Source organism: Streptomyces sp. NPDC052107 (genome assembly GCF_040680215.1).
Lineage (GTDB): Bacteria > Actinomycetota > Actinomycetes > Streptomycetales > Streptomycetaceae > Streptomyces.
The window spans coordinates 1-20,585 of sequence record NZ_JBFAWG010000094.1 but is presented as its reverse complement, the minus strand read 5'-3'; the positions used below and the strand labels follow the sequence as shown (position 1 = coordinate 20,585).

Genomic DNA, 20,585 nt, shown 5'->3' with positions numbered 1-20,585 from the left:
GGCGGCGGAGACGAGGGAAACAGCGACTGTACGAGCCTTCACAACAAACTCCTTGGTCAAGGATGATTTTTCGACAAGGGCCCTTTGAATTCCCTATCCCATAAGTCAGAGAAACCCGGAAACCCTCGGGTCCTTGCCGTGCGGCGGACCCGACTATACAGACATGGCCTGGGAACTTACGGTTCCACTGTCTGCCGAATCCCCGGGATTAATAGCGCAGTCACAGGAAATGTGCCATATACAAGCACTCTGAACTGTGATTATGGGAAAGGCCTGTGGAAATAACCGGCTCACGGCATGTAGGGGCCCGGCCCCCTGTGAGTGCGGCGCACCTACGCCCAGGGCTGATGCGTTCTCAGCCTGGATCCGTCGGCCGGTGACCCGCTGACAGGGCGGCCCAGAACGAAGACGTGCCTTGTGACCTGCAAGGATGGGAGTTCCTGCGCTTCCACCCCGCGTCAAGACAAGACACGTCCTGAGTGAAATCCTCCCTGTGGGGCTCATAAAGTCATCGCTGCAGGTGAGCAGCGGTGTACATGGTCGTCGGTGGTGGCTGAGACGCTGTCTCGATGGTCGTGTCCCTGTTGTACCGCGCTGCTCGCACGCTGCTGCCCCTACCGGCTGTTCTGCTGCGCCGAGACACCGCCAGGGAAGCCGAGTTGTTGGTGCTGAGGCATGAGAACTCAGTCCTGCGCCGTGAGCTCAAGGTCCCGGTCCGCTACGAGTGGGCCGACCGGCTCTGGCTCTCCGCGCTGTCCTCGCGGATACCGCGCCGCCGCTGGACCGACGTCTTCCCCGTCACACCCGGCACCCTGCTGGCCTGGCAGCGCAAGCTGATTGCCATGAAGCGGGACTACTCCGCCCGCCGCAGCCGCAAGGGCCGACCCCCGACTGCGGCCGCGCTCAGCAAGCTGGTGCTGCACTTGGCCGGCGCAAATCCCCGGTGGGGACATCGTAGGATCCAGGGCGAGCTTGCCCGGCTGGGGCATCCGATCGCACCGTCCACGGTCTGGGGGATCTTGAACGCCGCGGGCATCGACCCGGCTCCACGCCACTCCGGCCCCAGCTGGCGCGAGTTCCTGACCGCCCAAACCCAAGGGATCATCGCAGCCGACTTCTTCCACGTGGACACCATGCTCGGAAAGCGCCTATACGCCATGGCGTTCCTGGAACACGGCACCCGCAGACTGCACATCACCGGCGTCACCACCCACCCCACTCGGACCTGGGCGACGCAACAGGCCCGCAATCTCTCCGCCCAACTCGACACACGGATGGAGTCCCTACGCTTCGTGCTGCACGACCGCGACGCCAAGTACGCCCCGTCCTTCGACGCCGTCTTCGAAGCCGAAGACATGGACGTGCTGCTCAGCGCGCCACGGGCACCACGGATGACCGCCCACTGCGAGCGGGTGATCGGCACCGTCCGCCGCGAGGCCCTCGACCACGTCCTGCTCATGAACGAGGCCCACGCCCGGCAAGTCCTCGCCGACTTCGAACGGCACTACAACGCGCATCGACCTCACCAGGCCCGAGATCAGAAACCCCCTCACGCCTCCGGGCCGCCCGCCACCATCCACGACCTCGACAGCCACAGACTCCTGCGCACCCGCATCCTCGGCGGCGCCATCAACGAGTACCGGTACGCCGCTTGACCTGCGGCGACGACTTTCCGAGCCCCACAGGCCCGGTGCGTGCCGGAAATTGCATCCGCGCAGGTCAGCCCTCGCCTGCTCGTGACCCCTCGCCGTCCGGCGTGATCGCTACTTGTGCTGGACCGCTTCGCCTACCTCGCTGTCTCCCACGCCTTCGCAGCGCTGCGACTGCTGCCGATGACCGACCACGAAAAGGACACCGAGATCCTCGCCCTGCGTCACCAGCTTGCCGTCCTGCATCGGCAACTCGGGGACCAGCGCCCCCGGTTCCGAGCCGAGGACCGGACGTTCCTCGCTGCGCTGTTGTCGGCGTTGCCCCGCGCGACACTGCGCCGGCTCCATCTCCTGGTCACCCCGGACACCGTCCTGCGCTGGCACCGCGACCTGGTGAGCACTGGACACCTGGATCGCCCGCGCCTTCGCCCCGGACCGGCTCACCGCCACCCACACCGCGCTCAGCCACGCGAACATCGCAGCAAGTGCCGCACAGGCCCAAACGCCCGAGCAAGTCCAGACCCGCCAGGCGATCAAGGAACGCGAGCGGCGGCTCGCCCGCTACCAGGCAGCCCTCGACGCCGGAGCCGACCCCGCCGTCGTCACCCAGTGGATCAACGAGCCTCAGCGGGACAAGGACGCGGCGCAGAAGAAGCTCGACGCGCACCCCGCCGTCCCCCGGAAGAAGCAATCACCGCTCGACGAGCGACAGATCCGGCAGATCACTGAGAGTCTTGGAGATATTGCACAGCGCATCCAGACCGCCGCCGCAGAGAAGAAGGGCCCGCTCTACGACGCCCTGGGCATCACCATCAGCTACGAACACGCAACGAGGGCCGCGATCGCGAGATCGAGGCCCTCATCACCGTATCGTCAATCGTTGTGTCCGAGGGGCGAGTCGACCGCTGACGATACGGTCGTGGTGGCGCAAGGGAAGCTGTTCCCCTGACTGGGCGTTTCGTCCCGAGTTTCGGAGGTCTAGTTCCACGCCAGGTCGAGGTGGTTTCGCCGGTGAGGCGTGCGGGCCAGCTTCCTTCGGGGGCACCGGCGCACCCGCATACATCAACGCAAGCGCTTATCCAGCCGGCCAACTCGACGCCCAGCTCGCGGAGGCCGCCGACTTGGGCGTCAGGCCGTACCGCCGCCCGCGCCCGCGGTCTTGCCCATCGGCGCGGCGCTGCAGTTCCCGCCGCCGCCCGACGGGACGGACCCGGCGGTCTGGTATCACGACCGGCCTTCGACACCGCGGCGCGCTACGGCAGCAGCATTGCGTACCACCAGCTCTGGAACGAGGCCTGGTGGCGTGACGTGATGAGACCTGCGTCACCCCTGGTCGCGTCATGTCACATTCGGCCCCCCTTCCGGGGTCTCAGTAGTGAGACCACCCAGGGAGGCACAGGCATGCCTGAGAGGACCGACACCGCGGCCGACGACCGGGCCGGCACCGCAACCCAGGTGTTCGTCGACCGCCGCGAGTTGCTCTTCGCGATCGCCTACAACATGCTCGGCAGCGTCACCGACACCGAGGACGTCCTGCAGGACACCTGGTTGTCGTGGACCGGCCGGACGGGGCGCGCCCGTTGCGGCGGGATCGACAACCCGCGCGCCTGTCTCGTACGCATCGCCGTGAACCACGCCCTCGCGCGCCGCGCCGACATCACCCGCCGCCGCGAGACCTATGTGGGCCCGTGGCTCCCCGAGCCCCTGGTCGACAAGGCGGCCCCTGACGACTACGCCGAGCACGCACTGCGCGCCGAGTCGGTGTCCCTCGCGATGCTGGTCGTCCTGGAGTCGCTCACCCCGCTGGAGCGGGCGGTGTTCGTCCTCAACGAGGCGTTCGAGTACGCCCACACGGAGATCGCGGACGTCCTGGACCGCAGCCCGGCGGCCGTACGCCAGCAGGCGACCGAGCGCTTCGTCCAGGCCGCGCCCGGCGGGAACATCACCACGCTGATGGAGATCCTCGCGCCGGACGTGACGGTGTGGACGGACGGCGGCGGGAAGGCCCCGGCCGGGCCGCGCCCGGTGCACGGCCGCAACAAGGCCGCGCCTCTGCCGGCCGGTTGCGCGACCCGTCGCGGCGCCGACTTCGACATCCGCTACCAGCCGGTCAACGGCGACGACTCGGCGGTGGTGTTCGAGGGCGAGTCGCCGTACGCGGTCATGGAGATGGATCCGACGCCCGAGGGCGACCAGATGTCGGAGGTCTTCATCGTCACCAACCCCGACAGGTTCACGCGTGCACCACGGGACGAGCGGGCCACGGCCGAGGAGGAGCGGGCATGACGGCGACTGGGCAACGGCCCGAGAAGGCTTCCTCCGGACAGCGTGTCGCCGACTGGTTCGACGGCCGGCTCGGCATCCACACTCTGGGTCGGCAGTACCTCCGCAAGGTCTTCCCCGACCACTGGTCGTTCCTGCTCGGCGAGGTGTGTCTGTACAGCTTCGTCGTGCTGATCCTGACCGGGATCTACCTCACGCTCTTCTTCCATCCGTCGATGACCGAGGTGACGTACCACGGCAGTTACGTTCCGCTGAACGGCGTCCGCATGTCCAACGCGTACGCCTCGACGCTGCACATCAGCTTCGACGTACGCGGCGGTCTGCTGATCCGGCAGATCCACCACTGGGCCGCGCTGATCTTCGTCGCGGCGATGCTGACACACATGATGCGGCACTTCTTCACGGGCTCGTTCCGCAAACCGCGTGAGCTGAACTGGCAGTTCGGCTGGCTGCTGCTCGTCCTCGGCTTGTTCGAAGGGCTGTTCGGCTACTCGCTGCCGGACGACCTGCTGTCGGGAACAGGGCTGCGGTTCGTCAACGGCGCGCTGCTGTCGGTGCCGATCGTGGGCACATATCTGTCGATGTTCGTGTTCGGCGGGCAGTTCCCAGGCGGCGACATCGTGTCCCGCTTCTACTCCCTGCACGTGCTGCTGGTTCCGGGAATCATGACGGCGCTCGTCGTCACCCATGTGCTGCTGGTCGTCTACCACAAGCACACGCAGTTCGCGGGTCCGGGGAAGACGGAACGGAATGTCGTGGGCTCTCCGTTCTTCCCGGTGTACCTGGCCAAGGCGGGCGGTTTCTTCTTCCTCGTCTTCGGGTTGATCGCGTTCGTCGCGGCGGTGGCATCGATCAATCCGGTCTGGGCGTACGGGCCCTACCGCGCCGACCAGGTGTCGACGGGCGCCCAGCCGGACTGGTACCTGGGCTTCGCGGAGGGGCTGGTCCGCATCATGCCGGGCTGGGAGGTCAACCTGTGGGGCCACACCCTGGTCCTCGGCGTGCTGATCCCGGTGGTCGTCTTCCCGCTCCTCCTGGTCCTCATCGGCGTCTACCCGTTCGTGGAGGCGTGGGTCACCAAGGACCGCCGCGAGCACCACCTGCTGGACCGCCCGCGCAACCGGCCGGTCCGCACGGCGCTCGGCACGGCATGGCTGAGCGTCTATCTGATCCTGCTCGCGGGCGGCGGCAACGACATCGTGGCCACGCGTCTCCATCTGTCGATCAACGCGGTGACGTGGACCATCAGGATCGGCGTGTTCCTGGTGCCGTTGGCCGTCTTCGTCGTGACGCGGCGCGTCTGTCTCGGTCTCCAACTGAGGGACCGTGAGCTGGTGGAGCACGGCCGCGAGACGGGAATCGTCAAGCGGCTGCCGCACGGCGAGTATGTCGAGGTGCGGCAGCCGCTGTCCCCGGCCCAGCGGTACACGCTCACCGCCCACCAGCGGGAACTGCCGTCAGCCGGACGGGACCTCCATCGGGCTGATGGGCACCGCGCCGTCGGCGGCGCCCGGGTTGGCACTGGTCAGGAGGAGACGGAGCCATGAGCCGCGGACCGCGTCGAAGGTGATCACGGTCGGTGTGTCGGAGGCCGTGGTCCATGCCATGACGGGCGTGCATGCCAAACGCCCAGCGGAGTCGCCCAGGCCGCCACGCCTTTGAGCGTATGTCCTGCACTGAGATGAGCGCCAGGGCGTCGCGAGCGCAGCTTCTTTCCTGCAGCAGACCTGCTCCTGCCGATGATGTCATCCATGCAGTTCAGGGGCTTGTTCGGTGCTGCGGCAGGATGAGCACTCGTGTTGCCTTGTCTCGCCTACCTGACCGGGCTTTCACGCTGGTGACCACCATCTCGGCGGTGCTGTTCATCTTCGTCTGGTCGATGATCCTGATCAGCTACATCGTGTGCCGCAGGCGCCGTCCCCACCTGCACGAGGCGTCGAGGCTCAAGATGCCCGGCGGCGTCGCCATGTGCTATGTCGTGCTCGCGTTCTTCGGGTTCCTCATCTGGGCACTGACCCAGAAGGAGGACACGCTGCGGGCGCTGCTGGTGACCCCGGTGTGGTTCGCCGCGCTCGGCATCGCATGGGCGGCGCTGTGCCGTCGCCGCCCCCGTCAGGACCGGCAGACCGTGTCCCGGCATCACTCGGACAGGACGCAACGGAGCTGACGCGACCCTGCCGACGTGGACAGCCGCGTTTGCGCAACGACTCGGTGGCGGCTCAACCGGCCGCCACCGAGTGGCGCTCCGCGCACCCGTCCGGACACCGTCACCAGGCCGGATCCACCTCGACGTGCCGCGCGACTCCACGTCAGTATCGAATCTCGATGAGGCGGCCCGCTACGTCCGGCTGGGGCACCGTGGGAACCCGCTCTGCGATCCCGAGCGCGATCCGATGCGCCGACCAGGCCGCGGCGGTGGCGTCGAGTACGTCGTCCACGGCGATCCGATCGGCCTCTCCCAGCTCGTCGGGGAGCACGACTCCGGCCTCCGCCAGCAGCGCGCGACGCATGTTCTGGCCGCGCCACGTCTTCTTGGCGTACTCCAGTGGCACCCCACCGGCCAAGGCGTGGAAGGACACCTCGGGATGCACCTCGTGGACGCGCTCATCGGCGAGCCAGCACGCCCGAGCCTCGAGAAGTTTCGGTGCCAGCGCCCACGCCTGCCGGCTCAGCCGACTCCCCGTGAGCTCCTGACACCGGTGTGCGGCCGCCACATAATCAGGTTCCTGCCATGCGGATCTCGGCGCGATGAGGAAAGCGCTGCTGCGTCGCGTCCCCAGCAGCGCTCTGGCCGCGAGATCAGCGGCACGCCAGCCCTTCTCGACAAGCCCCAGCGGCATGTCCACCGCGATCGTCTCCACCGCACCGGCACGCTCGATCAGCGCATCGAGGGATACGGCCACCAGGCTTTCCGCGTACGCGCCGTCCGTGAGCCGGATCCCCACCCACCCCTGCATGCCGCAGGCGTCGATCCCCAGGACGTCCATCGCACCCCACACCAACTCGGACCGAGGAGCAAGAGCACCTCGGCTGCCAGCAGCGGATCCGCACGGCCGCCACCTCGGCGGCCGCCCACCCTACGGCTACCACCTCGACAACACCGGCACCGCGCTCCGTGTCGGCCTCTGAAGCGTGTCCCCGGGATTGTTCAACCGTCTGGCCAAGGGCCGAACCGCTATGGGGCCGGTGGTCAGTTGACTTTCCGGTCCAGGCCGGACCAGTACGGCTGGCGGAGCTTGAACTTCTGGATCTTGCCGGTGGCCGTACGAGGGATGGCATCACGGAACTCGACACTCGTCGGCGCCTTGTAGCCGGCCATGCGCTGCTTGCAGTGGGCGATGATGTCGGCCTCGGCCGCCGTGGCTCCCTCGGCGAGCACCACGAGGGCCTTGATGGTCTCGCCCCACTTCTCGTCCGGCACCCCGATGACGGCGACCTCGGCGACCGCCGGGTGGCTGAAGATGGCGTCCTCCACCTCGATGGAAGACACATTTTCGCCGCCTGTGATGATCACGTCCTTCTTCCGGTCGGAGATCGTCAGGTGACCGTCGGACTCGTTGATCGCGCCACCGTCGCCGGTGTGAAACCACCCGCCCTTCAGGGCCACCGCGGTCTCCTGCGGCTTGTCCCAGTACCCGTCCAGCACGACGTTCGACCGGGCCAGGACCTCGCCGGTCTCGGAGACCTTCAGCCTCACTCCCAGCGCGGGCAGTCCCGCGCGGGACAGCTTGCGCGCCCGCTCCCCAGCGGGCAGTCCCGCATCCGCCGGCCTGGACCGGTTGAACGTGAGCAGCGGGGACGTCTCGGTCAGGCCGTAGATCTGCGTGAACTCCCAGCCCAGTTCCTCCTCCACCCGCTGGATCAACGTGCTCGGCGGCGGAGCCCCCGCGCACACGATCCGTACCCGATCACGGCCAGGGATCTCTCCCTCCCATGAAGCCGCCGCATCAAGCACCGCCTTCCACACCGTCGGCGCGCCGCACATGAGCGTCACCCCGTGTCGGCCGACCCGGCGCAGGATCTCCGCGCCGTCGACCTTGCGCAACACCACCTGCTTCACGCCCAGTCCGGCCATCACGTACGGCATGCCCCAGCCGTTGCAGTGGAACATCGGCAGCGTGTGCATATACACATCGCGCTCCCACACCCTGGTGTGCAGCCCGAAGGTCATCCCATTCACCCAAATGTTGCGGTGGGTCAGCTGCACCCCCTTCGGGCGGTCCGTGGTCCCTGACGTGTAGTTGATCGTCGCGGTGGCATCCTCGTCCGGGTCCGACCACGGGCGGGGGGCTACGCCGAACCGCATCAGTTCGGTCTCGGTCTGCTCCCCGAGGACGAACCGGTGGCGCGCCTCGACTCGGGCCAGCGCCTCGTCCAGTTCCGGGTCGACGAGCAGCACCGACGAGCCGCTCTGCTGCACCACGTACTCGACCTCATCGGGCTTGAGGCGGAAGTTGACCGGCACGCAGATCCGACCGCTCATCGGCACCGCGAACAACAGCTCCAGCAGCCGTGCGGAGTTGTGGCTGACCACCGCCACCCGCTCACGCTCACGCACGCCCAGCGCATCCAGCCCCGCCTGCCAGGCGCGCACCCGCTCACCCAGCCGCCCGTACGTCGACTCTGGTACCGGCACGCCTGGCTGATCCGGCTCGTCCACCACACCGGTGTCGGAGGCGAAACCCAACTCGGCTCGCTCGAGGAAATCGGCGATCGTCATCGGAACACGCATAGCTCACTCTCCTGCATCCGGAACAGCTACGTCACGCGGAAGCCCCGTGCTTGCCAGCGTTTTACCCAGCTAGCCGCTTGTACCGGCCGTGCCGCCGCTCGCGCCCGCTGCGTCGAGCAGATGGCCGGCCACTGTGTGCGCGCCGTCGTCGCCGACGAGCACGGTGTAATGGTTGACGTCGGCCACTCGGTGCGTCGTCAGCCGGGCGGGGTCGAGGCCGGCAGCGGCCAGCCGCTGCTCGTCGTACAGCCCCCGCGGCTCGTTCATCAGGCCACGGTCCGCCCACAAAAGCCGGGCGGGCAGCTTCAGTTGACCTACCGCAGCCAGTACCTCCGGATCGCACAGCACCTGTGTGCCGTCGACGCGCACAGCGTCGCGGACGCAGGACGAGCGCAGTCGCGGTTCCGCGCCGACGAGGTCGCGTTGGATGTAGGCGTCCACCCACGGCGACCATGAGCCGGAAAAGGCCGGATGATCCCGCCAGTAGTCACTGTATGCCTGCCGGTCGGGGAAGGTCATGGCCAGCCGGCGCATCGCCGGGCCGATGACGGCGTCGAGGAGCGCGTCGGGGTCCAGATGGGTCGGTGCGGGGAAGCCGAGTCCGCCGTCGACGAGGACGAGCGAGGCGAACCTCCCAGGATGGTGCACGCCGGTGAACGCGCTGACGAAGGCGCCCATCGAGTGGCCGGCGAGCACCGCTCTCTGCAGCCCGAACGCCTCGGCGATCGCTGCCACGTCCGCGGCGTGTGCGGCGATGCCAAACGGGCCGGGCAGCGACCGGCTGCCGCCGCGGCCACGCAGATCGGGCGCGATCAGAGTGGCCTGGTCCGCGAGGTGGTGGGCGACCCGGGCCCAGGAGAGTGCGTTGGCGGTGATGCCGTGCACAGCGAGCACAACGGGGGCGCCTGGTTCGGCCGCAGGCCAGCGCAGCACAGCGAGTTCGCCGCCGCTGACGGGCACGCTGAGTTCTTCGTACGGATCGGTCTCCGGCGTGGCCTTGGGGCGAGGGGCCTCGGCGTGATGCGTCATTTTCGGCGACTCCTCATCTCGTCCCGCACCGAATTGTGATCGTCCGGTCGCGTGCCGCGCACCATATGGCCCAGCGAACGGATCCGATACGTGCTCGGCACATGCAGGTGGCCTCGGATTCGTGTGGTGGGTCGACGTGGTCGAGGTGCAGTGTGCGCCCCATCGTTCACCTCACGGTAGAGGCGAGGCAGGTCCGGCAGAGGCCATGCCGGGCGAGTCCGAGCGGGAGGAACCGGCCCGGCTGCGGCGGCAGGACGCGGAGAAGAACGAGCGCATCCGTGCCGACCGGGCCAGGCGCGCCGCCCCGGACAGCGCGGCTGCTCTGCTCGGCGGCCGGCCGTTGAGCAGAGGGCCGCGACGGCTCAATCGACGTGATCGGGTGCGGATACCGTGCCCGAGGCGCCCGCGTCCGGCTCCGCGGGCGTCTCCTCCTGCAGCGCTCGGCCTCGGGTCTCCGGGAGCGAAGCGATCATCAGCGACGAGATCAGCAGCAGGACGACGATGTACCCGGTGAAGGAGCGCCTGAAGGAGTTCTCCGCCGTCTGTACCAGGGTGACCTGCGAGAACGGGAACAGCGTGTCGGCGGTGAGGTCCGTGCCGTCCTTCAGCGACACCGCGAAGACGACCTTTGCAGGCCGGAAGCCTTCCGGCACGCCACTCGCCGGCTGTCGCCGTCACCGCCGCCGGCCTGGGCCGACAACGGCTACAAGAACCAAGTCCGTGCAACTCGACATCGTCGTTACCCTGTTGCTATCGGACAGCTCCGTCGACGCCAGCGGTACCTTGCGTATCGAACTCCTGGGCGGCACCTCCCAGGCCGCCGACACCACGACCAACGGCGGGACCCCGGACCGGACCTCGATCCGCATCACGCGAAGCCCGACAACGCCGCGCCGAACTCGGTCCGTCCCGCGGCTGGGCCGAATCGGCGGCCCCCCGTGGTGACGGATCGCGACCCTGATCAACACTTCGCGATCGCCAAGCGTCCCGGGCTCAGGACGTGAAGAGGATTCGGCGACATATCAGCCCGGCAAGGGCAGCAGCTTACGCACATGATCGATGATCGGAGAACTCGATGTCTCATCGCCAACCACGCACGAGTTCGCCAGGCTCACCGTGATGGTGGGCAGCGCCGGGGAAGTGTGACCGTACCGGGCTTGTGCTTGAACGTGTCCATCACGAGCCACTCGTCCAACTCGGGGTCATAGAGACTCTGGATGCCGAATTGCAGCACCTGCCAGAACGTACTCCGGTCGTCCTGATCCACATAGATGTCGCCCAGGGCAAGGGGGAACCGCAGGAATTTCCCCGGAGGCCGTTTCGGCAGGACGACACCGACCCTCCAGTGGTTCACGTGCCGGTTCGGTCTCCGCTGGAGAATCTCCCGCCCGACGAACCGTGCGCCTCGGAATGCCCGGTTCAACTGGTTGAGGTCGAAACCCGGGATCTGTGAGCACGGATGTTGGGTCAGGCCGGGCCACTTGTAGGTCAGCGTGTAGAGCGTGCCGTGGTAGATCAGGTTTGTGAACCAGATCGGGTACCGCGGGCCTCCCGCGATCATCTGGCTGTCGCCGTTTCTCCCCTCCCAGCTGAACGGGACCGTGATGCCCAAGTCCCGGACAACCCACTTGCCCTTCCCGCGAAAGTCTCGAGGTAGGCGAGGGGGACGCGGCGTCGGCGTGCTGGGCCGTTCTGGCGTCACGGTCGCGAACGACTGCGCGACTGCGGTCCGCGTTCCGGCATGGGCCGGCGGCAGCACCGTCGAGACAATGGCGATCGCACCGGCGAGAGCCGCCGACGCTGTCGCCCGATGTGTGATTGTCCAGCGCATGGTCTCCCTCGACTGTCGCATCAGGCGCCGTCCTGGCGGGGTTCGAGCCCGGAGGTGCCGCCCGGTCGCCACCTCTGGATGGTAGGAGCGCACCAAGTGGCATATTCCCTACCAGATGACCGGAGGGATGACGCTCAGCCGAGCCGCACGACCCGACTCGGCTCCTGGTCTTTCCCCTGTACGGCGGGCGGCTGGGCCGCGACTTTCGAAGGAGGTGTCGGCGGGCAGCGTGACGGTCTTGGTCCAGTTGGGCGCGGTGCCACCCATGGCGACGACGTTGGCCGTGTTCCAGCTGCCGAGCGCGGGGATGCAGCCGACGAGGTACACCTGCCGGCCGGACCGGATACTCGCGTTCTGGTCGAAGGTCTCGCTGACGGTGCTGCCGCCGCCGGAGCCGTTGTAGGCGTCGGTGAGCGAGACGGTGGTGCCGGAGCCGGTGGTGGCGCAGTCGTTGTTGCCGGGCTCCCAGGTGAGATGCGGGCGGAGCTGTCCGCATACGAGGATCGGGTTGTGCGGTGGGCGGTTCGTGTGTCCCCGCACGGTCATGACGTGCTGGCTTACGCCGACGCCAGTCCCGCGCCGCGGCAGGACGGTCCGGCGGATGGTGAGCAGTTGACCGAGCTGTACCGGGGCAGATGGACGCCCTGCGCCTGTACGGGCACATCGCGGAGAGACTGCGCGTACCACCGGCCGAGGGCCCGGGCGAGTGGGTGGTGACAGCGGGCCGCCTGGTCGCGGCCGACCGGGATGGCCGGTGTGGCTGTCGCCCGGGTCGCCCCGAGGGTGGAGAGGGTGCCGGCGCGACCGTACGCCGCTGGGCCCTGTCGTGCCGAAGTGGCGCGGCAGGGCCCCTGTCGGCTTGGGCGCGCCGTCAGACGACGCCGCTCTCCCACCACCAGGAGCCGGAGCCGTAGGCGGGGTACTGGACGCGGCTGTCGGTGTGCTGCCAGGAGTGCGTGTACGCCTCGAGGCCGGAGAATCCGCAGGTCTCGGCGATCTTGTAGACCTGGAGCGTGGTGTGACCGGAGACCACGATGTCCGAGGCGACGCCGTAGCAGTGCATGCTGTTGGATGCGCCGCCCACCGATGCGTTGTAGGCGATGCTGCGGAAGCCGGAGTTGATGGTGATCGCGCTGTTGCCGGCCTTCCTGCGCACGGCCTCCAGCTTGTACATCAGCCGGCGCACGTTCTCCTTGACCTCCGCGGAGCCCACCTCGCCGCCGCTGAATCCGGAGCCGTCGTGGGAGTAGAACTCGCTCCATTCGAAGTGCGCGGTCGAACCGTCGCTGCTTTCGAGGCCGTTGAGCACGCTCTGGGTCTGCGGGCCGACGACGCCGTCGGCGGACAGGCCGTATGCCGACTGGAATCGTCTGACCGCGCTGTCCGTTGCCGGGCCGAAGTCGCCGTCCCAGGCGACGTAGGTCTGCTGGGCGCTCGACGCCGCCCAGCCGCCGACCCGGATCTGCAACTCCTTCACATCGGCGCCGGACAAACCCTGTTGGAGGGCGCGGGTCCACCCGTAGGCCGCGGCCCTGCCCGCCGAGCCGAGGGTGGCGGCCGCCACGCCGGCCGCGACCGTCAGGCCAGCCGCGCCCCGCAGGAGAGTGCGGCGGTCGAGGCTTCGGGTGCGAGTGTGTGGAATGTTCATGAATCTGTCTCCTTTCCTGGATGGCCCGAACTCCGCCCGTTCGGGGCGGAGCGATGGTTGCGGTACCTCAGGTGGCGAGGGGGAAGGCTTTGCGTAGCGGGACGAAGGTGAGCACGTCGGCCGGGAGGACCTCCTCGGTAGCCTCGTCGACAAGTGAGACGCGGACCGCCGGGCTGGGCGTGGTGTCGAGGCTCGCAGTGAGGTCCAGTGCGAACAGCACGCTGACCGGGTGGATGTCGCGTGAGTCCCGGTACGTGCCCGAGTAGCGCAGCACCCGCCAGGCACCGTCGTCCCAGTGTTCGAGCAGTGCCGAGCGGACGACAGGCCGCACGCTCTGCCAGGCCGCGGAGCGCTCCAGCAGTTCCACGGTCGCCTCGATCGGCACGCGTTCGCCGGCCGACGATGGCAGCGGGTTGCCGAACGCCCTGATCCTGGACTTGCGCAGCGGCATCAGCCACAGGTGGTCCAGATCGGAGGACACAGCCGTCAGTAGTGCCGTCGCGACCAGAAGGAAGGCCGCGGATGCGACAGGGCGTCCGGTGATCTCCGGCCACCAGGCGGTGTGCGCGGTCGCCGCCATGAGCCCGCCGATGACGACGAGCCAGGCCCTGGCGAAGGACCGCACGCCGATTGGGCCTTCGGCGCGGACACTGCAACCGCAGGACGACTCGGGCGCGGTGGCTTTGGCGTACGCCAGGTAGCCGGCGAAGCCAACGCCGAGCGCCGCCGTGGCGACGCCGGGCACGACCGGGACAGGGACGGCCAACAGGGCAACACCGAGGGCGAGTTCGAGTCCGCCAACGGACCGCAGGGCGAAAGTCGCCCGCCGACCGCCGCCCAGCACCCGTACCAGCACGGTGTTCGCGGCCAGTTGGGCAGTCCCCCGCCCGAAGAGCTTGCGAACGCCCGTCAGCGCTAGGAGCAGCCCGCAGACCAGCGGTGCGAGATCGGTGACGACCGGAATCATGGCACGCCTCCTCAGTGCCCGAGCGTGACGCGAGCGATGTCGATGTGGTTGTCCGCGGGCCGCCAGGCACCGAGCACCTGCGCGGTCTGACCGATCCGCATCCGAGACAGGTCCGAGGTCAGCGCACCGCCGAGGTACGAGGCGGTGGTGGTGTCGGGCATGATCCGGCCTACCATCTCGTGGCCGTTGTGCGCGAGGTGCAGCCGACTCCTGGTGATGCCGCGGATCGTGCAGTGGACGTTCACGATGTTGACCCACACCGCGTCCGCCGCGATGGTTCCGTCGGGCATCGTCACCCCGCGGGCGTAAAGCCCGTCGCCCACCTCGATCGCCTCGGCGGTGGTGGTGCGCAGCTTCCAGACGCTGGTGGCGTTGGTCAGCTGGATGAGGTGCCGTTCCCCGTGCGAGCCGGCGACGTCCAGCACGCTGCGGTCGATGGCGGTGATGCGTCCCTCCGCGAAGGCCGCGGGGATCGCCGCGTCGAGCGAGGGCATCGGCTCGGCGAAGGCCGCGTCGGCGTCGAGGCCACCGAGCGCGGACGCACCCACGATGGTGGCGCCGCCGATGGCGGCCTTGGTGAGGAAAAGCCGCCGGTCCAGACGGCGCCCGCAAGGTTTCTGGCCGTGCCTCATGTCGTCCTCTCCTGCTGTGTCCTCTGCTGGCTCCTGCGCTTTTCCTGATGCCTCGTCAGGCTCTGCATCCGGGTCACTCATAGATGTAGACGGGCAGCTTGCCGGAGCTGAGGCTGCCGATCGCGGAGTACGCGGCCGGGGTCAGATCGATGACCCGGTTGGTGCGGCACGAGCCGTTGCAGCACGTCGCCTCACCGCAAAAGCTTTGGGTACGCGGGCCGCAGTCGGCGAGGGTGACGCACACCGTGGCGCCCGAGCACTGGTGACGGACGTTCACTACCGAGCCGCATCCGCGACGCGGCATGTTCTCGCCGCACAGGTCGGGCCGGGTGATGTCCCAGCAGGCCGAGGAGAGGTTGGGCCAGGCGGCCATGTTCTTGGCCGACTGGCACGTACCGCACGCGCCGGTGCCGGCGCTGCCGCACGAGCCCCAGGCGTTGCCGCAGCAGAACCAGGTGGCTTCCCCCGCCCAGAGGGGCGTCGATCCGCAACCCATAACTGTTCCCTTCGCGTCAGCACAGGACATAGCCTGTTTGCGTGTTGGTCGGTGCATGACATGATCGGGGTGCAGGTGCATACGACATGGCCGCGCGAACGCGGTGTTGGGTGCCGCGGAGTGGGTGGGGTCACATTGGTGCCGTGAAGCGGGCGGGTCGCTTTGCCGCGCGCGCCCATGCCGGATACGGGTCACACCTTTGCGGGTGGATCGGGGCAGTGCCGTGCCGATGGTGCGGTTGCAACATGTGCTTGCGGACAGGCAGCCACCATGGGTCACCTGCTGCCCTATGCGACAGATGAAACGGCAGTGCAGGCGGAGCGGGACCATGATGCCGCGCATCTACGCGCGTTGGAAAGTGGTCGGGCGAGGCCAATCGGCTCCAGTTTGCCGGCGAGTCCGATCTGGGGCCCGGCCGGAGCGCACCCCGATCGCCGATGTCCGGTTCGCGACCGTGTAGCGGCCCGTGCCATCACGTGGTGCCCCGCAGGTGGGGTCGAGGCCCTGGAGCGGCGCACGGGCATCCGGTCCGCCGCCAGTACAAGCTTTCCAGCCGGCCCGACGTACTGCCGCCGCCGGACGCGATGCTCCTGAGTCCGACCGTTGGTGTGCATGCGACGGTGTCAGGTCTGCGGGCTGACCTGCAGTGATCGGCGCGAGGACGCCCCCGGGGCCGTTGCCCCATGGCTCCGGAGCGCGTTTTCCAACTCGGCGGCAGTTCGGGGGCCTTCGGGCCGCTCATCTTTGGCAGAGGTGGCACCCCGCACGGGGTGTCAACTTAACCTCCTTATTTCGCTTCGGGAGGCTAATATTCCAGCCGTAGATCGATATGTGCCCTGGTCTTGGGGCTGTCTGCCACCGGCGGAAACTCAGGTGGCCTCAACGCACGATCTGGGTAGAGTCGGGCAATGCCCGAGCTGAAGCGGCTACATGCCGACCATGCCTCGGCGGTCCTGACCTTCGAGCTGGTGAACCGCACCTACTTCGCTGCCTCGATCTCCGACCGCGGCGACGACTTCTTTGACCAGTTCACCGACCGGTACAAGGCCTCGCTGGCCGAGCAGGAGGCTGGCAGCTGCGCCTTCTACGTGCTCGTCGCCGAGGACGGCTCGGTACTCGGCAGGTTCAACCTGTACGACTTCGAGGACGGCACCGCCAATCTCGGCTACCGGGTCGCGGAGCAGGTCGCCGGCCGCGGTGTGGCGACCGCGACCGTCCGGGAGCTGTGCCGGATCGCGACCGCGCGGCATGGCCTGCGCACACTGCGGGCGGCCACCTCCCACAACAACGCCCCGTCCCAGAAGGTCCTGACCAAGGCCGGCTTCGTCCCGGTTGGCCCGGCCGGACCGGCCGATCTCGGCGGCAAGTCAGGCACCTGGTACCAGCGTGACCTCCAGTCATAGACCTTGATCTTGCTCGTGGGTCGGCTGCAAGAAGGCTGCGGCCACCGCCGATCATCGGTGTGTGAAGACTAACGATCTTGCGGTGGCCGCAGGTCAGAGCGTAGACCCTGCCCGCTGGCAGGAGGCGTTCGAGGTCCTGATGAGCCGGATAGCCGGCCGGTTCGCCCGGGTCGACCCCCGGCGTCGGGTACGGGATCTGGCGCTGGGGCTGCTGTCGGACCGGCCACGCAACAACTGCTGGAGCATCGCCGAGTGGGCCGGAGAGGCCACCCCGGACGCCATGCAGCACCTGCTCGGCCGGGCCCGATGGGGTGCCGGCGCCGTGCGCGATGACGTGCGCGAGTACGTCCTGGAGCATCTGCACGACGAGGGCGCGGTGCTGGTGGTCGACGAGACCGGGGACGTGAAGAAGGGCACGCACACCGTCGGTGTCCAGCGCCAGAGCAGAGCGGCTCCGCGGTGAACTGCTTCAGTTCACCGCGGAGCCGCTGTGTCGGGTTTCAGGTCGCCTCGTTTACGAACGAGCCCGGCCTGGCGACCTGGTCCATGTCGGCGGGGATGGCGTCAGGTGCCGGAGCCCGTCCAGTTGTGGTCGGTGTGGTCCGGCTGGCAGGTCCACTGCACGGTGTTGGCGCCGTTGGACGTGCTCCGTCCGTAGATGGTGAGGCAGAGGTTGCTGCCGCCGTTGACGAGCACGGATCCGCCGGCCGTTCCGGTGGCCCGTGACCAGTTCTGGGTTGCGTCGCCGTTGCAGCGCCACTGGGTGATCTGGGCGCCGTCGGAGGTGCTCCTGCCGTACACGGAAAGGCAGCGGTTGCTCTGGAAGTTGCGGATACGGGATCCGTCCCAGTACCAGTTCTGCGCGCTCGTACCGTTGCAGTCCCACTGGACCACGTTCGCCCCGTCATTGAGGCTGGAGCCGTACGGCAGGAGGCACTTGCCACTGTTGACGTTCCGGAACCTGACGGTCTCGATGGAACGAGCGGTGGGCGAGAAGTTGAAGACCAGACGCTGGGGAAGGACCCGGTCGGACTGGGCCACCTCGTTGATCCCGCGCACACGCCCGCTGGAGCCGTCCCAGTCGAGGCTCTGCGTCATGTCGGGAACCGCCGTCAGGACGTGCGGGGCCTCGCCGCGCCCGGCCTTGTGGACGCAGGCGCTCTCGCGGTACCCGGTGTCGAAGGACGACGGGCACAGACCGCTGAGGAAGAAGGAGCCCTGCGTGTAGACCGCGTCCTGCATGCCCCAGACCGGTGAGGTCCAGGCGGCGGAGGCGGTGACCGAGTTGCCGTTCCCCGTCCTCGGCAGGCCGGCGGTCAGGTCGAGTGGCCATTCGACGAGACGGCCGCCCGCCGCCTTCTGGACGTACTCGCTGGACAGCAAGGCTCCGGTGGACCGGTCGAAGCTGAGGGAGGTGAGGCAGGGAGCGTCGCCAGTGACCGCTTGGCAGGATGAATTGCTGTCCGAGGGCGTCCGGTAGAGGTACGACCTGGGCAGGACGTAGTCGAAGCCGGAGGGTCGGTTGGTGGCGCGCATCAGGTCGGTGAGGCGGAAGACGTGCAGATACCGACCGTTGCCGACCAAGAGGTTGTCCTTGTACCAGACGACGCTGTCGGCGTGGGAGGCGAGCGGGGTCAGCTTGCCGTCCGCGGACAGGGTCGTCAGGAGCACGTCGGTGTACCGGGGGGTGGCCGCGGCGTGGCTCACGAAGCGCAGCTTCGCCAGCGTGTTGTCCTCGTTGTGCCAGGAAACGACGTCCCAAAGGTGGCCTTCCCACGAGCCGTCAGCCACGTCGTTGTGGGGCACGGAGAGCCCCTGCGGGCTCCAGCCGTTCGTGCCGCTGTCGTCAGCGTCGTTCTTCCAGCAGTAGCCGTCGGCGTCGACACCCGGGTTGAACGGAGCCGGGTAGCACAGACCGTCCTGCCCTGACGTGCCGCTGCCGGCGAGGGTGGTCAGTCCTACCTTGCCGAGTTGGGGGTTGGCTGCCTCCCCCTGGTTGACGGCCGAGGTCGAGTCGCTGTCGAGCGACAGCTTGAACCCGCCGGCAGGGATCGGGGCGATCTCGCTGGCCGCCTGCGCCGGGCCGGCCATCACGTACATGCTTCCCAGCAGCAGCGAGCAGACCGCCGTCAGGCGGGCCAGCAGCGCGACTTTCGTAGGCATGCGGGAAGGAGGAAGTGAAAAGTGCATCACATGATCATGACATGACCGGCCAGGCCGTGAAGCGGCTCGAGGCACACGATGCTCGTGACCGAAGTCCGATAACTCCCTGTGCCGCCGGGACCTCCATGGGCGCCAGCGTGGCCGGGCGGCGCCCGCGTCAAGCCGACGCCGTCCCTCGTCACGCAGAGATCAAATACCTTCGATCACGAGCGAGCATCTGACATACAATCATTTCCTTCTGGTGACCAGCAGGAATCGGTCACTGATCGGTTCCGACAAGGGGGGACCCATGAACAAAACCCGCGCGACGCTCGTCGTGGCCGCCACCGCACTGACTCCGGTCCTGCTGCTCGCCGGCCCGTCCTTCGCGGCCGCTCCGGCCGCCCCGCACACGTCCACGGTGGTCGACTGCGACGAGGACAACGCCGTCGCCATTGCCCGGATCCTGGCCGACCCGGCCAGCGGCAAGGCCGTCGTACGGGAGGCCAACAAAGCTCTCGACGGCACTCCGGCCGACCGGGCCGCGTTTCTGAAAGGCGGCTTGCGGCTCGCCCGGGCCGAGGACGACCGCGTCGCCGTCGCTCGGATGCTGGCCCGCCCCGGCATCAGCAAGGCCCTGCGCGCCGCGGCCGAGAAGGCCATGGACGGCACGCCGGAGGAGCTGCGCTACTTCATCACCATCGGTCAGTACAAGGTCTGACCGATCTCACTGATGTCGGTGGCCGGGCTACCCGCCCGCCGAAAAGACGATCCAGTGGGGGGAGCGAACAGGGGAGAGCCAGCGCGGCTGCCGAGTCAGCCAAGGCATAGACGGCGCCTCGCCCACGACACCCGTGGCGCATACGGTGCCCCCCTGGCCATCGCCCCGGTGCTTCCGGCGCATCGCACAGGAAGGCCGGGGACGGCCCAGGCGCCGGTACAGCCCGCTCTACTGAAAATGCCTTGACGCAACGCCGTCCGGGAAGTTGCATGCGGTGCACTGCTGGTCCCGCGAAATGGAGGCGTGCCCGTGCCGACTGCCGCTCGTGAGGTGTTCGAGCGTTACCACGCTTGCTGGGAGGCTCGCGATCCTGACCGAATCGCCGAACTCCACACGGACGACTCAGTGTTCCATCTGCACTCGGGGCACGGACCCGTGCGGGGACGGGCGGCTGTCCGTGAGGCGGCGGCCGAGATATTCGCTCTCGTCCCCGACCTCGCTTTCGAACTCGTCTCGCTCCGCTGTGGTGAGAACTTCTGGGTCGTCCAGTGGACGCTGACCGGGACGTCCGCCTCCGGCGCCGCGGTCGATGTCGATCTCGTTGACTTCGTCCTGGTTGAGAACGGTGCGGTGAGCGAGAAACACTCCTACGTTGACGGCGCGGCGATGCACGCTGCTCTCGGCTCCCCGGCCGGAGACGAGAGCCATTGAGACCGACAGCCGCCCTTCGACTCACGTCAGGCGGCCTCGAAACGCTCATCGGGTTGACGGCGCCGTCTTCTCCAGGCCGGCCGCCGAGGCGAGACCCCCGCGCCCTCCGTTGCCAGCTGCTGGCCAACGTGATTCAGGTCCTGGTCTGGTATACGACTCAGCTGCCGCTGACCTCGGCTGTGCGAGGCCGCCGTCAAGCCCCACCTCGTCATGCCTGGTGTCTACCCGCAGGACCCGCTCCATCGAGGTAAGGGCCCGTAAAGAATCAACACGTTGGTTTGGCCTTCGTCGTGAGGGCCGCGCCGTGTGCGGTGGCATGGACGAGGAGCCCTGCCAGGGTG

General features: G+C 68.1%; 19 protein-coding genes and 1 pseudogene. 8 read left to right on the top strand and 12 right to left on the bottom strand.

Annotated elements, in window-relative coordinates; all coding sequences use genetic code 11:
- Positions 1 to 569: 569 nt before the first annotated feature.
- Entirely contained in the window at positions 570 to 1,655 is a 1,086-nt protein-coding gene (locus AB0M27_RS40595; RefSeq protein WP_365729989.1) for an integrase core domain-containing protein, read from the top strand.
- Positions 1,656 to 1,763: 108 nt separating this feature from the next.
- On the opposite strand, the gene AB0M27_RS40590 is transcribed toward AB0M27_RS40595, so the two are convergent.
- Positions 1,764 to 2,126, bottom strand: coding sequence for a hypothetical protein (locus AB0M27_RS40590; protein ID WP_365729987.1), 363 nt, complete (start codon positions 2,124 to 2,126; stop codon positions 1,764 to 1,766).
- A 924-nt stretch (positions 2,127 to 3,050) separates the two neighbouring features.
- Here AB0M27_RS40590 and AB0M27_RS40585 point away from each other — a divergent pair.
- The 3 genes from AB0M27_RS40585 to AB0M27_RS40575 all read left to right on the top strand — a co-directional run bounded on the left by AB0M27_RS40585 (position 3,051) and on the right by AB0M27_RS40575 (position 6,099).
- Positions 3,051 to 3,935: a sigma factor-like helix-turn-helix DNA-binding protein gene (locus AB0M27_RS40585; protein WP_365729985.1), complete on the top strand. Its 885-nt coding sequence runs from the start codon at positions 3,051 to 3,053 to the stop codon at positions 3,933 to 3,935.
- Positions 3,932 to 5,479: a cytochrome bc complex cytochrome b subunit gene (locus AB0M27_RS40580; protein ID WP_365729984.1), complete on the top strand. Its 1,548-nt coding sequence runs from the start codon at positions 3,932 to 3,934 to the stop codon at positions 5,477 to 5,479. Before AB0M27_RS40585 ends, AB0M27_RS40580 begins: the two co-directional genes overlap by 4 nt.
- A gap of 71 nt (positions 5,480 to 5,550) precedes the next feature.
- Complete coding sequence (locus tag AB0M27_RS40575) at positions 5,551 to 6,099, top strand: hypothetical protein (RefSeq protein WP_365729983.1); 549 nt, start codon at positions 5,551 to 5,553, stop codon at positions 6,097 to 6,099.
- A gap of 142 nt (positions 6,100 to 6,241) precedes the next feature.
- On the opposite strand, the gene AB0M27_RS40570 is transcribed toward AB0M27_RS40575, so the two are convergent.
- The 10 genes from AB0M27_RS40570 to AB0M27_RS40525 all read right to left on the bottom strand — a co-directional run bounded on the left by AB0M27_RS40570 (position 6,242) and on the right by AB0M27_RS40525 (position 15,267).
- Entirely contained in the window at positions 6,242 to 6,919 is a 678-nt protein-coding gene (locus tag AB0M27_RS40570) for a DUF429 domain-containing protein (RefSeq protein ID WP_365729982.1), read from the bottom strand.
- A gap of 203 nt (positions 6,920 to 7,122) precedes the next feature.
- Entirely contained in the window at positions 7,123 to 8,664 is a 1,542-nt protein-coding gene (locus AB0M27_RS40565) for an AMP-binding protein (RefSeq protein ID WP_365729980.1), read from the bottom strand.
- Positions 8,665 to 8,733: 69 nt separating this feature from the next.
- A complete protein-coding gene (locus tag AB0M27_RS40560) occupies positions 8,734 to 9,693 on the bottom strand; it encodes an alpha/beta hydrolase (RefSeq protein ID WP_365729978.1) in 960 nt (319 codons plus the stop codon).
- A 362-nt stretch (positions 9,694 to 10,055) separates the two neighbouring features.
- The gene (locus tag AB0M27_RS40555; RefSeq protein WP_365729976.1) at positions 10,056 to 10,346 is read right to left on the bottom strand and encodes a hypothetical protein; all 291 of its coding nucleotides are present in this window, start codon (positions 10,344 to 10,346) and stop codon (positions 10,056 to 10,058) included.
- A gap of 458 nt (positions 10,347 to 10,804) precedes the next feature.
- Positions 10,805 to 11,524 carry a hypothetical protein gene (locus AB0M27_RS40550; RefSeq protein WP_365729974.1) on the bottom strand — a complete coding sequence of 240 codons (720 nt, stop codon included), beginning with the start codon at positions 11,522 to 11,524 and terminating at the stop codon, positions 10,805 to 10,807.
- 108 nt (positions 11,525 to 11,632) lie between these two features.
- The gene (locus tag AB0M27_RS40545) at positions 11,633 to 12,070 is read right to left on the bottom strand and encodes a carbohydrate-binding module family 20 domain-containing protein (protein WP_365729972.1); all 438 of its coding nucleotides are present in this window, start codon (positions 12,068 to 12,070) and stop codon (positions 11,633 to 11,635) included.
- Positions 12,071 to 12,395: 325 nt separating this feature from the next.
- The gene (locus tag AB0M27_RS40540; RefSeq protein ID WP_365729970.1) at positions 12,396 to 13,172 is read right to left on the bottom strand and encodes a D-Ala-D-Ala carboxypeptidase family metallohydrolase; all 777 of its coding nucleotides are present in this window, start codon (positions 13,170 to 13,172) and stop codon (positions 12,396 to 12,398) included.
- 67 nt (positions 13,173 to 13,239) lie between these two features.
- Entirely contained in the window at positions 13,240 to 14,139 is a 900-nt protein-coding gene (locus AB0M27_RS40535) for a MauE/DoxX family redox-associated membrane protein (protein ID WP_365729968.1), read from the bottom strand.
- An 11-nt stretch (positions 14,140 to 14,150) separates the two neighbouring features.
- Positions 14,151 to 14,771 carry a cell wall protein gene (locus AB0M27_RS40530; RefSeq protein WP_365729966.1) on the bottom strand — a complete coding sequence of 207 codons (621 nt, stop codon included), beginning with the start codon at positions 14,769 to 14,771 and terminating at the stop codon, positions 14,151 to 14,153.
- A gap of 73 nt (positions 14,772 to 14,844) precedes the next feature.
- A complete protein-coding gene (locus AB0M27_RS40525) occupies positions 14,845 to 15,267 on the bottom strand; it encodes a hypothetical protein (protein ID WP_365729964.1) in 423 nt (140 codons plus the stop codon).
- Between the two features lie 908 nt (positions 15,268 to 16,175).
- Here AB0M27_RS40525 and AB0M27_RS40520 point away from each other — a divergent pair.
- On the top strand, positions 16,176 to 16,670 hold the full coding sequence (locus AB0M27_RS40520; RefSeq protein WP_365729963.1) for a GNAT family N-acetyltransferase: 495 nt from the start codon (positions 16,176 to 16,178) through the stop codon (positions 16,668 to 16,670).
- Positions 16,671 to 16,809: 139 nt separating this feature from the next.
- Positions 16,810 to 17,112 (top strand): annotated as a pseudogene (locus AB0M27_RS40515) (transposase); the annotation flags it as partial.
- A 122-nt stretch (positions 17,113 to 17,234) separates the two neighbouring features.
- Here the strand turns inward: AB0M27_RS40515 and AB0M27_RS40510 are convergent.
- The gene (locus AB0M27_RS40510; RefSeq protein ID WP_365729961.1) at positions 17,235 to 18,833 is read right to left on the bottom strand and encodes an RICIN domain-containing protein; all 1,599 of its coding nucleotides are present in this window, start codon (positions 18,831 to 18,833) and stop codon (positions 17,235 to 17,237) included.
- Between the two features lie 289 nt (positions 18,834 to 19,122).
- Between AB0M27_RS40510 and AB0M27_RS40505 the strand changes: the two genes are divergently transcribed.
- The gene (locus AB0M27_RS40505) at positions 19,123 to 19,533 is read left to right on the top strand and encodes an ALF repeat-containing protein (RefSeq protein WP_365729959.1); all 411 of its coding nucleotides are present in this window, start codon (positions 19,123 to 19,125) and stop codon (positions 19,531 to 19,533) included.
- A gap of 303 nt (positions 19,534 to 19,836) precedes the next feature.
- Positions 19,837 to 20,244 carry a nuclear transport factor 2 family protein gene (locus tag AB0M27_RS40500; RefSeq protein WP_365729957.1) on the top strand — a complete coding sequence of 136 codons (408 nt, stop codon included), beginning with the start codon at positions 19,837 to 19,839 and terminating at the stop codon, positions 20,242 to 20,244.
- Positions 20,245 to 20,585 lie beyond the last annotated feature (341 nt).